This is a genomic window from Comamonadaceae bacterium M7527, assembly GCA_021044545.1.
GTDB lineage: Bacteria > Pseudomonadota > Gammaproteobacteria > Burkholderiales > Burkholderiaceae_C > RS62.
Genome location: CP087990.1, coordinates 776,991 through 791,919 on the forward strand (window position 1 = coordinate 776,991; position 14,929 = coordinate 791,919).

The following is a 14,929-nucleotide window of genomic DNA, read 5'->3' on the forward strand; positions in this document are numbered from 1 at the left end:
TTAGACCCAACCGCTTTGGGCCTCAGGTCTGTGGTGCAGGTTCAGCCACGCATTGCAAGGGATGGCCTGCCTCTCTGGACTGCGCGGCCACCTGCTCTACCTTGGTGTTGGCAATATCCCTAGGGAAAACCCCACAAATACCTTTGCCCTCCAGGTGGATTTTGAGCATGATTTGTGTGGCAGTTTCGCGGTCTTTGTTGAAAAACTCCTGAATCACAAACACCACAAACTCCATGGGCGTAAAGTCATCATTCAGCAGCACCACCTGGTACATGCTGGGCGGCTTTATTTGCTGCGCCACGCGGTCTAGCACCAACGCGTCATCACCACCTGTGTGGGGCGGCTGCGCGGGGACAATGGGTTGATTTTGTTTTGGCATTGGTCCAATTTTAGCTGGGCTGTGCCGATGTTGCTGCGCGCAGGGGCAATTGCGCTGGCGGCAACAAACAGCGCCACATACCTGGGGCGAAAAGCCCATAAAAAAAGCCCAACACCGACAGTGTTGGGCTTATTGCAAGGCCAAAGCCTTTGCCTGCAATCAATGGCTTACATGTTTTTAATCATGACTTCGCCAAAGCCTGAGCATGACACTTGTGTGGCGCCATCCATCAAACGTGCAAAGTCGTAAGTCACTTGCTTGGAGTCAATCGACTTGCCCATTGAAGCGATGATGAGGTCAGCAGCCTCCACCCAGCCCATGTGACGCAGCATCATTTCGGCAGACAAGATCTCAGAGCCGGGGTTGACGTAGTCTTTGCCAGCATACTTGGGCGCTGTGCCGTGTGTGGCTTCAAACATGGCAATGGTGTCAGACAAGTTGGCACCCGGGGCAATACCGATACCACCAACCTGTGCGGCCAAGGCATCCGACACATAGTCACCGTTGAGGTTCAATGTGGCAATCACGCTGTACTCGGCAGGACGCAACAAGATTTGCTGCAAGAAGGCATCAGCGATGCTGTCTTTCACAATGATGTCGTTGCCAGTCTTTGGGTTTTTAAACTTGCACCAGGGGCCGCCGTCGATCAACTCGGCGCCAAACTCTTTTTGTGCCAGACCATAAGCCCAGTCACGGAAGCCACCTTCGGTGAACTTCATGATGTTGCCTTTGTGCACAATGGTCACGCTGGGCTTGTCGTTGTCAATAGCGTACTGAATGGCTTTGCGCACCAAACGCTCTGTACCCTCACGCGACACGGGCTTGATGCCAATACCGGATGTGTTGGGGAAACGAATCTTGGTCACGCCAAATTCGTCCTGCAAAATCTTGATGAGCTTCTTGGCTTTATCGCTTTCGGCTTCAAACTCAACGCCTGCGTAAATATCTTCTGAGTTTTCACGGAAGATCACCATGTCTGTTTTCTCAGGGTTCTTCAACGGGCTGGGCACGCCGTCAAAGTAACGCACTGGGCGCAAACAAACGTACAAATCCAGCTCCTGGCGCAAAGCCACGTTCAATGAGCGAATACCGCCGCCAACTGGCGTGGTCAGTGGGCCCTTGATAGACACCACGTAGTCGCGTACAGCAGACAGCGTCTCTTCTGGCAACCACACGTCTGGTCCGTAAATATTGGTGGACTTTTCGCCTGCGTAGACTTCCATCCAGTGGATTTGGCGCTTGCCGCCGTAGGCCTTGGCCACAGCTGCATCAACCACCTTCAACATCACGGGTGTGATGTCCATACCAGTGCCGTCACCTTCAATAAAAGGGATGATGGGCTGGTCTGGCACGTTCAAAGACATGTCGGCGTTGACGGTGATTTTTTGGCCTTGGCTAGGCACCTTGATGTGCTGGTACATGCGCGATAAGTCTCCGGTAAGAGCGGTTGCGGTAAATTCGTGCGAGCCGAGTTGCTCGCAGCCCGCTATTTTATCCTTAATTCTTGTATAAGACTGACGCCAGGTGCACTCAATCGCCTCTGGGCGCCTGGCTCATTTATGATGCCCACATGACCACCAACATGCACAAATCGCTTTGTCGTCTTCGCCTGTGGCTATGCAGCGCAGTGCTGGCTTGTTATGGGCCGGCATGGGCGGACACGGCGCAATTGGACTTGCCCAGGGTTGAGCTGCGCGCGGGCATGCACCGCATCGACGCCCAGGTAGCGCAAACACCGCAGACACGTGCAACAGGCCTTATGCACCGCCAAAGCATGCCAGACCAGGAAGGCATGCTGTTTGTGTTTGAGCGCCCGGACATGGTGTGCTTTTGGATGAAAAACACCCTTATTGCCCTGTCTGCCGCTTTCATTGCAGACGACGGACGCATTGTGAACATTGCCGACATGGCACCCCAAACCACAGAGCCCCACTGCACCAAAGAGCCCGTGCGCTTTGTGCTTGAGATGAATAAAGGCTGGTTTGCCAAGCGCGGCCTGGGCGCCGGTAGCCGCATTGGTGGTTTGAACTGACACCCCACCGCGCGGCCTCACACCATCTCGTCCAAACGCGCCAACTGATAGCCTGCGGCCTGCAGCGCACGGCCTACAGCAGCGGCGCTCGCCACGGCCTGAGGGTTATCGCCGTGCACACAAATACTGTGTATGGCTGTGGGTAGGCATTTGCCGCTATGGGCCACAATGCCGCCCGCCTCCAACATGCGAAGAACGTGTGCAACCGTCTCTTGCTCGCCATGCACCATGGCGTGCCCCATTGCCCTGGGCGTGAGTTGGCCGTCGTCTTGATAGCTTCTATCTGCAAACACCTCAATGGCGTGTCTGGCCTGTTGCAACTGGGCGGCTTGCAGCAGGGCCGAACACGCGGGTGCCAGCACAATGAGTTGGGGTCTATTTGTTGCACCGCCGACACGATCACTGTGGCCATATTGAGGTCGGCGCAAGCCATGTTGTTCATGGCGCCATGTGGCTTGACATGGCTTAGCGTCTTGCCAGCTGCTTTGGCAAATGCCTGCAAAGCACCCACTTGATAGGTCACAACGGCACTCAACTCCGCATTGCCAAGCGTCATGGGCCGTCGCCCAAACCCTTGCAAATCGGCAAACGAAGGGTGCGCGCCAATACTGACGTCGTTTTTCACAGCATGCGCCACGGTGTTGGCCATATGCAGCGGGTCACCCGCATGAAAGCCGCAGGCAATATTGGCGCTGCGCACTATTTGCAGCAATGCGGCGTCATCACCCATGCGCCACGCGCCATAGCTCTCGCCCAGGTCGGCGTTGAGGTTGATCAGTTGTTGGGCCACGCTTATTCCTCGTCAAAGTGGGTGTCTTGCGCTCGCACCACACCGCTTATTAAATTGGCACTGGCCAATGCAGCTTCGTCCAGCCAGCCTGGCGGCACATAGGGCACCACACCGCTACACCACTGTTGCCACTGGTCACTGCAGACGCGCAAAGCCGCATGGGCTTGCTCGGCACACACACGTTCAAAGCGCAATGCAGTCCCCGCAGGCATGTGCGCCATTTTGGCCAAATCAGCCGAAATAACGGTAGCAACCTTGGCATAACCCCCCATGGTTTGGCAGTCTGCCAGCAGCACAATGGGCTCACCACTGGCGGGCACCTGTATGGCTCCGGGCGCAATGCCATCCGACACCACATCGGCAGCGCCACGGTGTTGCAAGGTATGCCCTACCAAACGCACACCCATACGGTCTTGCGCGGCGCTGGTACGCCAGGTGTTGTGAAACAAATCGTGCAGCGCCTGCTCGGTAAAGTAATCGTCTTGTGGCCCCAACATCACGCGCACAGTGGCAGCCTCGCCGACATCCCGCGGCCAAGGTTGCCACAATTGGCCGGCCTTGAGGTTGCGAACCACGCGATCATCAAGGGGGTGGGTATATAGTTGGTCACCCATGCTCAGCGCACGCCCGTTAACACCGCCCAGGCCAATGCTGGCGTAAGTCGAGCGACTGCCCATATCAGCGGGCACATCCACACCGCCGCCAATCGCCAAATAAGCGCACGCATCCTGGGCCACACCCACTTGCAAGCTATCGCCCTCACTGGCAATCACACTTTGCCACGCTGGCACTTGCTCTTGAAGGCCACTCGCTCTGACAAGCATGGCGTCTATGTTGCCAGCCAAAGCAAACCATACTGGGCCTTGCAACACACGCAGCTTGGGCCCGGCTGAGCGCACCTCAATACAAACCTCATGGACAGGATTGCCTACCAAGGTATTGGCCGCATGGGCCAAAGGCGCATCCAAAAAGCCAGACCATGGCACACCCGCTCGGCGTTGGCCCCAACGCCCCTGATCTTGCAAGGTATTGCCCAGGCCAGCAGCCACGACTTCAAAGCAGGCCTTCATACGCTCAAAGCGCGTCGCGCGTATTGGGCACGTGCATCAGCCACGCTGAGCTTGGCGCGTCGCAGCGCTTGCAGCTCTTGGCTGTCAACCGCCATAAAGCCCACGGCGTCACCGGCGCTCAGCAGCGCTGCATGGTTGCCGCCGTGTTTGTCAAACAATGGCAGCGGCATACAGCCAATGAGGTTCCATCCACCCGGACTATCCCAGGGGTAAATACACGCCATGTCATCAGCAATGGCCAGGGACTGCGCCGGCACACGCTTGCGAGGCACGGCCAACCGTGATGTCTTGAGCGTGTGCGCGAGCTGGGCCAGATACGCAAAGCCCGGCAAAAAACCCATGGCGTAAACCCTCAACGACTGCGCCAGCACAGCATCCACCAGCGCTTGCGGGCTCATGCCCAGCAGCTGCGCCGTGTTGATCAGGTCTGGCGCGTACTCCTCGTCAAAGCACACAGGCAAACGCCACACCAGACCACTGGCAGGTGCAACATTGGGCGTGGTGGCCAGTTGCAACAAGGTGTTGCCCAAGGCCTGCGCATCTGCCTGCAGGGGGTCAAACAATACCGTCACAGATCGGAAAGTAGGCACTATGTCGCGCACACCTTGAAGCGTACCCGCACGCTGGCGTTGCTCCAAGGCTTGGGCAATAGCGGCGCACTGCGCATTCACGTCGGCATCAACCTGCGCACCCAGTTCAAGCGTCCAGGCGGCGTCACCCATAGGCAACAACCTAGGTGTTGGGTAAGCACGCATTACATGAGACTGGGCAGCCACAGCACAATGCCGGGAAAGTAGTAAATCAACACAATCGCCAACATCATGAGTCCAAACATGGGCACGACGGTTCTGGCAATGTAGCCAATGTCACGCTTGGTCAGACCTTGCAGTACAAACAGATTAAGGCCAACAGGCGGCGTAATCTGAGCCACCTCTACCACCAGCACCACAAACACACCAAACCACACCAAATCGAGACCAGCTTGCTGAATAGTAGGCAACAACACGCCAATGGTGAGCACCACCATGGATATACCGTCCAGAAAGCAACCCAGCACCAGAAAGAACACGGTCAAGGCCATTACCAATGCCAGCGGCGACAAACCCAAAGCGCCAATGAACTCTGCCAAATGGCGTGGCAAGCCAACAAAGCCCATGGCCAGTGTGAGAAAGGCTGCGCCCGCCAAAATGAGGCCAATCATGCAGTAGACCTTGCATGCGCTGGTGAGGCCCTCGGTAAAAGACGACCAGGACAAACTGCCCTCAAGCGTGGACAGCAGCAACGCGCCCAAAACACCAATGGCAGCGGCCTCTGTGGCGGTGGCAATGCCGGTATATATGGAGCCCAATACGGCCAGGATAAGCCCCACCACTGGCAGCAATTTGCTGGACGCTTTGAGTTTTTCAACAAAGCCCATGTCCTGGTCAGCAGCGGGTATGGCTGAGGGGTTACGCCAAGCCCACAAGGCAATGTAGCCCATGAACAGCGCCGCCAACATCAGCCCTGGCAAAGCACCCGCCACAAACAACCTCGAGATGGACACATCGGCAGCCACACCATACACAATCATGATGATGGACGGTGGAATCAACAGGCCCAAGGTGGCAGCACCAGCCAGCGAGCCAATCGCCATGGCAGGCGGGTAGCCGCGCCGGTCAAGCTCAGACAGGGATATCTTGCCAATGGTGGCGCAGGTGGCTGCGGACGAGCCGGATACCGCTGCAAAAATGGCGCTGCCAATCACGTTAACGTGCAGCAACCGCCCTGGCACGCGGTTGAACCAGGGCGACAAGCCTTTGAACATGTTGTCGGACAGGTTGGTTCTAAAGAGTATTTCCCCCATCCACAAAAACAAGGGCAACGCGGTCAGCGTCCAACTGGAGCTGGAACCCCATATGGTGAGCACCATGCTGTCGCCAACGGGGCGCGGACTGACAAACAGCATAGTGACCAAGCCCACTGCCAGCAGCGCCATGCCAATCCAAAAGCCGCTGGCCAATATGACCACCAGCAACACAATGAGGCCTATGGCCAATACAACGTCCATGTGAAGCCTTATTGGAAGTCAGCTTGGCCAGCCGAAGGCGCAGTGCGCTCATCTAGGAAATGGCCCAGCGTGTATTTGTTGTAAAGAGCATGGCAGGCTGCAACAGCCAGGCCAATACAGCCAAGCGCCATGCTCAGCTGTGGAATCCACATGGGCGTTGCATCACCTGTGGGCGCAACGTCATGAAACAAATGAGACTGCCACACTAAACGACAGGCAAACCAGGCCACATAAGTGGACAACAGCACACCGCCACACAAGACCACATAGTCCAGCACGTTGCGCCATACGTCTTGGGCTTTATTGGTCAGTATGGTGACGCGCACATGATCGCCACCCAGAAAAGCACTAGGCAAGGCCAAAAACAAAGCGGCGGCAATGGCGTAGCCCGCGTAGCCATCAAGCCCGGTAATAGACCAGCCGTCAACAAGGCGCGTAGCAATATTTAGCGTGATGGCAAGCAAGGCACACACCATGGAGATGCAGGCCAGCACCAACAGCAACTTGTAAAAATACAGCAAGTAAACACGCATAGCGCTAGTTCCTAAGTAAGGCTTGGATCATGGTAAAAGTGCCATAACCCAAGCCCTTGGCTCATAAAAAGAAGAGCCTATTGGAGTTTACTGACCGTAGGCAGACAAGATAGCCGCGCCATCCGCACCAGCAGCCTTGGCCCAGTCGGCAGTCATTTCCTTGCCAATACCACCCAGCGCCGCCTTGACACTGTCAGACGGCTCAGCAATCGTCATGCCGTTGGCACGCAACACGTTGATGGAGTCGGTGTTGACCTGTTCGCTCTTGGCCCAGCCGCGCGCCTCAGCCATGGCGGCCGCTTTGAGGACTGCGTCTTGCGTGGCCTTGTCGAGTGCGTCAAAGGCTTTTTGGCTCACGGCTGTCACGTTGCATGGCAACCAGCCGTTGACTGGGTAGAAGAACTTGGTTTGCTCATACAGCTTGCCGTCAGCGCCGCTGGCGCTTGAGGTCAGGAAGTTTTGCGCAGCACCGGTGGCCAAGGCTTGGCCCAACTCGGGCAACTGTATGGTCACTGGTGACGCGCCCAGCATTTGCGCAATTTTGGTCGTGGCAGGGTTGTAGGCACGCATCTTGGTGCCCTTGAAATCTTCCGCACTGTTAATGGCTTTAACAGAGTACAAAGACTGGCCAGGCCATGGCACCGAGAACAGCATCTTCACACCCTGGCTCGCCAACACCTTGCTTTGCACAGGCTTGCTCGCGTCCAGCAAACGCTTGGCGTCCGGGTAGCTGGTCGCCAAAAACGGAATGGAGTCCACGCCAAACACAGGGTTCTCGTTACTCAAACCCGAGATGATGAATTCACCTGCAGGCACTAGGCCGGCCTGGATTGAGCGCTTGATCTCTGGCTGCTTGAACAAGGAGCCACCAGCATGCAAGGTGATCTTGAGTTTGCCGCCAGACAGTTTTTCCACGTCATCGGCAAACTGCTGCACGTTTTGCGTCTGGAAGGTATTGACGCCGTAGCCCGTGGGCAAATCCCAGGTTGTTTGGGCGCTGGCCATGCTGACAAAACCAGCGGCCGCAAGTGCAGTGATGAGTTGTTTTTTCATAAATGTCTCCTAGTGATGGATATGAACGAGAACGGGGAACGGAAAACTCAGAAACTCGCCAGCTGGCTATTTTTTAAATCCGTGATCAGCATGCAGCCAGGCGCGTGGGTGATGCAAAAGTCTGGTTTGGCGTGTAGCAGCGCAGACTGTGGCGTGACACCGCATGCCCAAAACACCGGTATTTCGCCCTCATACAAGTCCACCGCATCGCCGTAGTCGGGCTTGCTCAAGTCTGCAATACCAATGCGTGCGGGGTCTCCAAGGTGAATAGGTGCGCCGTGCACCTCGGGGTAGCGCGACGTGATTTGTACCGCCTTGATCGCATCCTTGGCCAGCATGGGGCGCATGGACACCACCATGGGCCCCGCAAAAGGGCCTGCCGCCACCGTTTGAATATTGCTGCGGTACATGGGTACGTTTCGGCCCTGCTCTATGTGACGAACAGGCACGTTGGCCTCAAGCAAGGCTTCTTCAAATGAGAACGAGCAACCAATAATGAATGTCACCAAATCATCACGCCACAGTGAGGAGATATCGCTGGGCGTGGCCACAATCTCACCATGACGCCAAACGCGGTATTGCGGCACGTCTGTGCGAATATCAATGTCAGCACCCAGCAGCGGCAGATGCGGATCACCGGGCTCGCTCAAACCAATGATGGGGCAAGGCCTGCGGTTGTTTTGGCAAAAGCGCAAAAAATCGGACGCACTGTCTTGCGGCAGTATCACCACATTGCCCTGCAACTGGCTACCCGCTATGCCGCTGGTGTTGCCGCTGAATGAGCCACTGCGAATGGATTGGCGCAAAGCCGCGATATCCGTTGGCGCTGTTAATGCTGACCCCATGAATGACTTCCAATCAATGAAACGTTGCAATCGAAATTCATTATTGGTACAAGCCACGCATCACACAAGCGGAAAAAATTTTTGAGGTCTCATCAAATTTTTCTATGATTGGTAATTACCCCAATCTGCAAAAACTAGCCTTTTAACGCTGCTCCCGGCTACTTGAACTGCGCCACAAAAGCCGCAGCAGATGCAACAAGCATCTCAACCTCACGTGACGTTGGATCAACCCTGTAACTGGCATGTATGGGCAGTGGGTGCAGCTGAACCTCAGACTTCAACGGCTTGAGGTTTGGGAAACTCATGGGGTTGCGCACCGCCTGCAAAGGCAGCGTGGCAATACCAAAACCGCCCTGCACCAACTGCGCCATGGCGGAAATAGACGAGATGGTGTGAATGCGCTTGGGCGACTTGTTGGCCTCATTGAACAAATCCACCAAGTGCACATGGGGCTGCGAGCCGCGCTGGAAGGTCAACAGCTCGTAGTCACACAAGTTGTCTAATGAGTATTGACGCTTGCGATGCGCGGTTTTGTTACCAATGAGAGCCATCTCCATAGCGGGAAATGGCTTGGTAAAAATAGTCTCGCCTGAGGCCGGCAATGCGGCAAACACCAAATCTTGCACACCACGACTGACCTGGTCCAGCAAGGTGGGCGTGGTATCTACCGACAACTCTAGCGACAGCCCCGGGTGCTCTGCGCGCAACTGCTCAAGCCAGGGCACCAGCCAAGAGTGCAGCACGGACTCAATGGCACCAATGCGCACGGTCACCGCCAAACGCTCGCTTTGCCCCATTTCGGCTTTCACCTCGCGTTGCAACTCCAGCAAGCGTTCGGCATGCCTGAAAAACCGCGTACCCGCCAGCGTGAGACGAAACTGCTTGTCGCGCCTGTCCAGCAACAGCACGCCCAACTCGTCTTCCAAAGCGGAAATTCGACTAGACACCGCAGACTGCGTCAAAAACATTTTGTCGGCTGCGCGCGTCACGCTTTTAAGCATGACCACCCAGTAGAACGACTCAACAAATCGCAAGTTCATGCGTGTACACCTGGTTTAAACAAGCGCTTATTGTGCCGTTCGCACGCCATGCACCGCATTGACCACGCCTGCACCGCTGTGTGTGCGATCAAGTCCCCATGCTTGCAAGTGCGTGGCGCATGATAGACCTGTGAGTCAGTTGTGTAAGCCACACCACCCGTGCATAGCAGCCATGCCCCAACTGCGCCGCCCCCAGCTACTCGCGGTACAACACCACCTCGGCTTGCTCTACCTCATAGCCTGTCACGCTCTCGCCGTTGGTTGACCGGTGCGCCTTGATGATGCCTTGCACCCACACCGTCTCCATGGTGGGAAAGTCAACCGGCTTGCCAGGGCGCACAAGAATGATTTGGTTGGCCGGCGGCGGCGGCGTGTGCACGCAGGCACCGAAATAAGGCACCAGCAAAAAGGACTGTTTGCTGCCCACATCGGTGTCAATGGCCACCACAAAGCCAGGTATTTTGATGCGCTTGCCGTCCAGGTCCGTGCGCGTGGGCGCGTTGTCCCATTCCTTGCGCAGCGCTGCCATGTAGCTGTTGGCAGCCGGTGAGTCGTCTATCAGTGACGATATCTTGTTGGCCAACATTTGCAGGTGCGGACTGGGCTTCCAGCCTGTGGGCACCAACTCGTCCCAGCTCAGCTCCTGCACGGCTTGGGCCTGCGCTGCCAGCGGCAAGACGGCGCAGGCAGATGCCGTCAGATAGGCTGCAAGAACACCCGCGCCCAGGCGCAACGTTATCCGGCGGTTATTCATCATCCACTACTCCTTGGATTAAGCGCCTCGCCCAGCGAGCTGCGCGTGCTTAGCCATGCTGGCAGCAACGCACTCGCCACAGCAATCACCAGCAAGCCTGCCAACACAAAAACCGTTTGGGCACTGACCCAGCTGTGCGTCAACACCACACCCGTGGCCGTTCCCAGCCACTCACTGCCCACAGCAATGCAAACGTGCAGCAGCGCAATGCCGGCGGCCGTACCCAGCACAAAGGTTAGCAAGGCCTCAGCCAGCACCATCACCATAAGACCGCCAGACGATGCGCCTGTGGCGCGAAGCACCGCTATTTCACGCTTGCGCGTTTGTAAGGACATCAACAGCGTAGCCGCCAGCGCAAGCCCTGCACCCACCGCCACCAGCCAAGCCACTGCGCGCAGGGTCGACTCGACAATGCCAAGCGTTTGCCACAACTCATCCAGGGCCACGCCTGGCATCACGGCGCTCAGCGCTGGTGAGTCAATGCCCTGCACCGTGCGGCGCACCGCAAATACTTTGGCAGGGCTTGTCAGCCCCAGTAGCCATGCATTCACTTGCATGCCCTGACGCTGCGTGGCCTGCTGCATCAGCCCCTCAAAGCTATTGGCCGCGCCGCCCGTGTGTGCTGCCTGAAACCCTGCCAGCGACACCCACACCGCCTGGTCAATAGGCGCGCCAGTTGGCGCCAGAATGCCGCTGACCTTAAAGCTGACGTGATCGTGGCGCTTGGCCAAGCCGCCAAAAGTACCGTGCGAAAACATCACCGCACTGCCAACGCCCAGGCCCAGTTTGTGTGCAGCCGCAGCACCCAGCACCACATCGGTAGGCACGTTAAACAGCACACCGTGAGCCAGTGACAGGGCTTGACCCGCTGCACGCACGTGCTCAAAGTAGGCCGGCGTGGTGGCCACCACAGGCTGGCGGCGCACAAAGTCACCCATGGCAACAGGCACAACCCAGTCCACACCATCTATGGCACGCAAGCGCTCACCCGTTTGCTCGGGCAACACCGCCGTGCCCCGTCCAATTTGAAACACGGTATTGAGCAACAGCTCAATAGGGCTGGCTTTGGCCCCTACGATCAAGTCAACCCCAGACACTGCCCTGGAGAAACTACTGCGCGCATCGGCCCCCACCTGGTGAATGGCCAATACAAGCGTGGTCGCCAATGCAATGGACGCGGCCACCAAACCCATAGAAACGCGCCTAGACCACGCGCTGTGCATCGCAAGTTGCAGCCACAAACCAAGTTTGCTCATGCTGTTACCCCCTGCTTTGTGGTCGCACGCACATGCGCATTAAAGTCAATGCATTGGTCAAACAAAGGCAGCAGTGCGGCGTCGTGGCTGACCACCAGCAAGGCCGAGCCGCTGTCTTTGGCTTGCTGCACCAGCACCTGCATCAGGGCGCGGCTGTTGGCCGCATCAAGCGCCGAGGTGGGCTCATCTGCCACCAGCAAAGCGGGCTGCAACAGCAACGCCCGAATGGCTGCCACGCGCTGCTGCTGGCCCACAGACAGGTTGCCCGCAGGCTGCGCCCATAAAGACTGCGACAAGGCAAATGCGTCGCACAAACGACGCATGCGCTCGCCCACTTGTTCATGGCGCCGTCCTTGCGCGTCCCGCATACGCCACGGCAGCAGCATATTGTCTTGGGCACTGAGATAAGGCAGCAAGTTGAACTGCTGAAACACATAGCCCACATGCCTGCGCCTTAGTGCATCAGCCGCCGCAGGTTTGAGGCCATGCAAGGCCTCTTGGGCAATCCAGACTTCACCGCGCTGCAGGGGCAGCACGCCTGTCAACAGCGACAGCAACGTGCTCTTGCCGCAGCCGCTGGGCCCGTGCACCACAGCGGTGTCGCCCGCACCCAGGTGCAGCGACTGCACATGAATAATAGGTTCATCAGCCGTCCAGCCAAACAGCAGGTCATGCACGGCCAGTTTGGGTGTGGCGGTCATGGCAAGGCAAGCAGTCTTGCAGGTGCGCGCACATCACGCGCAAATTGCCTGCCGTTAACCACACCTTGCACCAACACAGTCTGCATGCCAGGCCACTGCTTCATGGCCAGCAGCTCAACGCTTTGCAGCGCTTGAGGCTTGGCGCAGCGCCAAGAAACCAGCCACTGCGCATCAGCATGCATGGCTTGGCCGTCATGGTCTGCATGGTCTGCATGCGCTTCATGCTCATGGACCTCAACCCCTGGCACATCAACGTCTACCGACGCCACCACACATTGCGCCGCAGGCGTGGGCTTAAGCCACTGCCCAGCCTTTGTCAACTGCGCTTGCGCATTGGCCAGCGCCTCACGCTGCGCCTTGTTTTCAGCTTGATGCTCAAAGCCCACCAGGGTATCCAGAGGCATGTCCCAGCGCAGCGACAGGTTGGCGCCAGATACCACCAACTCAATGTTTGACTGGCCATGTACATGGCGCTCACTGGCAAGGCTTGTCAGCGGAAAGGCGCACACCAAAGCACACGCCACAAATTGTTTCGTCATCAACACAGCAATTACTCCTTAACAGTCCATCCAGACGTTGACTCGCACAAAGGCACAGAGTCCAACGCCGCAGCAGATTTAGGCTAAGCGTGCAGGCGGTGCGCGGGCGCAGTACAGCGCAAATGACGTTTGAATGCGCCAGGCTGTGCCGCCCGCCAGTGGGTAGGCAAACAACGCAACACATGCTGCGGCGGCAACCACAGCAGCGAGCAAGGCAAATGCACCAGCAGCCACGTCAATCAGCTGGCACGTAAAGCTGCCTTGGTCGTGGTCCAGTACGTCACCATGAGCATGAGCATGGGCATACTCGCCGTGCAAATGGTGTACCGCATGGTCAGTGGCCACCTGTTCAAAGGCCACTAACAAGGCAGGCTTGGCAGCAAACTGGGTTGCGCTAGCGGTAGCCCTTTGAGGGACATGCTGGGTTTGGTGAATCAGCCCCAGCAACTGAACCAGCACCAAACACGCCAGCGCAAGCGCACACCAGACCAAGGGGCTGCGCTTGTAGAGCTGATGCGCGTGGCGACGGTATGCGTGCATGCAAATAGTTTAGCCCACGCTTAAAAGGCGGGCTTGTTCTTGGCTTTGCCTTTGGGCGCTACAGACGTGGTGATGGGTGCACGCATGGGCTCTGATGACGTGCCGAGGCTCAACGCCTTGTCAGCACCCGCTGACTTCTTGGGCTTCTTGGCTTCCTTGTTGGTTTTTTGCTGACCTTTGGCCATGGCGGGCTCCGAAAATTAGTGGAACGCCATTATTGCTGTGCGCGCTGCGTTTTTGATGCCGCCACCACTGCGCCACACAAATAAAACCCGTTTGCCCCACGCGGCGGCGCAATGCGGTTAATCGGTGTGCAAATGGCCCGTTTTCACAAAAATGGTGCAACCCTCTTTGCTAAAAGGCTGGTGCATGCTCATGTGCGGGCCTCTTATCCAGGTGCCTTGGGGGTAGCGGCCATGCTCGTCTTCAAACACGCCACGCACCACAAAAATCTCCTCGCCGCCAAAGTGCCTATGCGGGTTGAAATAAGTTTGCGGCGCCCAGCGCACAAGCGTTGAGCCCAGGCCTTGCGTCATCAGCGGCATCACGTGCAAGCCCTCCACCATACCCTGCAACCACTGGGCCGCGTTGGTGTGCACCACTTCGCGCTGCTGTTGGTCCGGGCCCAAGTGGCGCAGCTTGACAAACAGCTCACAGCCCTGCTCAGTACGCGGCGCATGTGACGAACCGGGCGGGTTCATGATGTAAGTGCCCTCTGGGTAGTCGCCGTACTCGTCACTGAGCACACCGCTTAGCACCAGTATTTCTTCGCCCAAGTCATGGGTGTGGGCCTCAAACGACGCGCCAGGCGCATAGCGAACAATAGAAGTGGCCTTGGCCACCTCACCTCCTATGCGCTCAAGCATGCGCCGCTCAACACCGGCGTGCGGGCTGGCCACCCACTCCAGCGCGTGGCTGTTCAGCACCACGCGCTGTGTGTAGTCGTCGTTCAGCAGCATGCGCTGTTAGCCCTGTACCGCCAACAACTCGACGTCAAACTTCAGTGTGGCGTTGGGCGGAATAACACCACCGGCACCACGCGCGCCGTAGCCCAACTCTGGCGGAATGATGAGGGTGCGCGCACCGCCCACTTGCATACCGGCCACGCCCTCATCCCAACCTTTGATCACCATGCCAGCGCCCAGCGCAAATACAAAGGGGTCACCACGGTCTTTGCTTGAGTCAAACTTGGCGCCTTGCTCGCCGCCCTCGTAAAGCCAGCCCGTGTAGTGCACCACCACGTCTTGGCCTAATGCTGCGGTGTCGCCTGTGCCCACCGTGGTGTCTTTGTATTGCAAGCCGGTAGAAGTCGTGTTCATGGTTGTCCTTTGTCAGTCACTACATTCAATA

At 57.4% G+C, this 14,929-nt stretch carries 19 protein-coding genes; 1 reads left to right on the top strand and 18 read right to left on the bottom strand.

The genetic code is table 11. From position 1 onward, the window contains the following. Positions 1-22: 22 nt before the first annotated feature. Together clpS and icd are read right to left on the bottom strand one after the other, a co-directional pair. Positions 23-379 carry an ATP-dependent Clp protease adapter ClpS gene (gene clpS, locus LN050_03675; protein UFS56948.1) on the bottom strand — a complete coding sequence of 119 codons (357 nt, stop codon included), beginning with the start codon at positions 377-379 and terminating at the stop codon, positions 23-25. 167 nt (positions 380-546) lie between these two features. Then, the gene (icd, locus tag LN050_03680; protein ID UFS56949.1) at positions 547-1,800 is read right to left on the bottom strand and encodes an NADP-dependent isocitrate dehydrogenase; all 1,254 of its coding nucleotides are present in this window, start codon (positions 1,798-1,800) and stop codon (positions 547-549) included. A gap of 149 nt (positions 1,801-1,949) precedes the next feature. Between icd and LN050_03685 the strand changes: the two genes are divergently transcribed. Next, positions 1,950-2,411 (top strand): DUF192 domain-containing protein, encoded by a 462-nt coding sequence (locus LN050_03685; GenBank protein ID UFS56950.1) that lies wholly within the window; start codon positions 1,950-1,952, stop codon positions 2,409-2,411. Between the two features lie 73 nt (positions 2,412-2,484). Here LN050_03685 and LN050_03690 read toward each other — a convergent pair whose 3' ends face one another. From LN050_03690 to LN050_03765, 16 genes are all read right to left on the bottom strand, one after another. After that, complete coding sequence (locus LN050_03690; GenBank protein ID UFS56951.1) at positions 2,485-3,201, bottom strand: 5-oxoprolinase subunit PxpA; 717 nt, start codon at positions 3,199-3,201, stop codon at positions 2,485-2,487. Positions 3,202-3,203: 2 nt separating this feature from the next. Next, a complete protein-coding gene (locus LN050_03695) occupies positions 3,204-4,271 on the bottom strand; it encodes a biotin-dependent carboxyltransferase family protein (GenBank protein UFS56952.1) in 1,068 nt (355 codons plus the stop codon). Continuing rightward, on the bottom strand, positions 4,268-4,993 hold the full coding sequence (locus LN050_03700; GenBank protein UFS56953.1) for an allophanate hydrolase subunit 1: 726 nt from the start codon (positions 4,991-4,993) through the stop codon (positions 4,268-4,270). The genes LN050_03695 and LN050_03700 overlap by 4 nt, the downstream gene beginning before the upstream one ends. A 32-nt stretch (positions 4,994-5,025) precedes the next feature. Next, complete coding sequence (locus tag LN050_03705; protein UFS56954.1) at positions 5,026-6,318, bottom strand: TRAP transporter large permease subunit; 1,293 nt, start codon at positions 6,316-6,318, stop codon at positions 5,026-5,028. 8 nt (positions 6,319-6,326) lie between these two features. Further along, a complete protein-coding gene (locus LN050_03710; protein UFS56955.1) occupies positions 6,327-6,851 on the bottom strand; it encodes a TRAP transporter small permease in 525 nt (174 codons plus the stop codon). Positions 6,852-6,938: 87 nt separating this feature from the next. Then, on the bottom strand, positions 6,939-7,904 hold the full coding sequence (locus LN050_03715; protein UFS56956.1) for a TRAP transporter substrate-binding protein: 966 nt from the start codon (positions 7,902-7,904) through the stop codon (positions 6,939-6,941). 47 nt (positions 7,905-7,951) lie between these two features. Beyond that, positions 7,952-8,749, bottom strand: a complete 798-nt coding sequence (locus tag LN050_03720; protein UFS56957.1) for a putative hydro-lyase — start codon at positions 8,747-8,749, stop codon at positions 7,952-7,954. A 158-nt stretch (positions 8,750-8,907) separates the two neighbouring features. Continuing rightward, entirely contained in the window at positions 8,908-9,789 is an 882-nt protein-coding gene (locus tag LN050_03725) for a LysR family transcriptional regulator (GenBank protein UFS56958.1), read from the bottom strand. Positions 9,790-9,985: 196 nt separating this feature from the next. Continuing rightward, the gene (locus LN050_03730) at positions 9,986-10,546 is read right to left on the bottom strand and encodes a DUF3299 domain-containing protein (protein UFS56959.1); all 561 of its coding nucleotides are present in this window, start codon (positions 10,544-10,546) and stop codon (positions 9,986-9,988) included. Then, positions 10,543-11,799: an ABC transporter permease gene (locus LN050_03735; GenBank protein UFS56960.1), complete on the bottom strand. Its 1,257-nt coding sequence runs from the start codon at positions 11,797-11,799 to the stop codon at positions 10,543-10,545. The genes LN050_03730 and LN050_03735 overlap by 4 nt, the downstream gene beginning before the upstream one ends. Next, positions 11,796-12,500 carry an ABC transporter ATP-binding protein gene (locus tag LN050_03740; GenBank protein ID UFS56961.1) on the bottom strand — a complete coding sequence of 235 codons (705 nt, stop codon included), beginning with the start codon at positions 12,498-12,500 and terminating at the stop codon, positions 11,796-11,798. Before LN050_03740 ends, LN050_03735 begins: the two co-directional genes overlap by 4 nt. Beyond that, on the bottom strand, positions 12,497-13,039 hold the full coding sequence (locus LN050_03745) for a DUF2796 domain-containing protein (protein ID UFS56962.1): 543 nt from the start codon (positions 13,037-13,039) through the stop codon (positions 12,497-12,499). Before LN050_03745 ends, LN050_03740 begins: the two co-directional genes overlap by 4 nt. 78 nt (positions 13,040-13,117) lie before the next feature. Next, complete coding sequence (locus LN050_03750; protein ID UFS56963.1) at positions 13,118-13,579, bottom strand: hypothetical protein; 462 nt, start codon at positions 13,577-13,579, stop codon at positions 13,118-13,120. A 20-nt stretch (positions 13,580-13,599) separates the two neighbouring features. Next, on the bottom strand, positions 13,600-13,764 hold the full coding sequence (locus LN050_03755; GenBank protein ID UFS56964.1) for a hypothetical protein: 165 nt from the start codon (positions 13,762-13,764) through the stop codon (positions 13,600-13,602). Between the two features lie 117 nt (positions 13,765-13,881). After that, positions 13,882-14,538, bottom strand: a complete 657-nt coding sequence (locus LN050_03760; protein UFS56965.1) for a cupin domain-containing protein — start codon at positions 14,536-14,538, stop codon at positions 13,882-13,884. A 6-nt stretch (positions 14,539-14,544) separates the two neighbouring features. Further along, on the bottom strand, positions 14,545-14,898 hold the full coding sequence (locus tag LN050_03765) for an FKBP-type peptidyl-prolyl cis-trans isomerase (protein UFS56966.1): 354 nt from the start codon (positions 14,896-14,898) through the stop codon (positions 14,545-14,547). Positions 14,899-14,929: the final 31 nt, after the last annotated feature.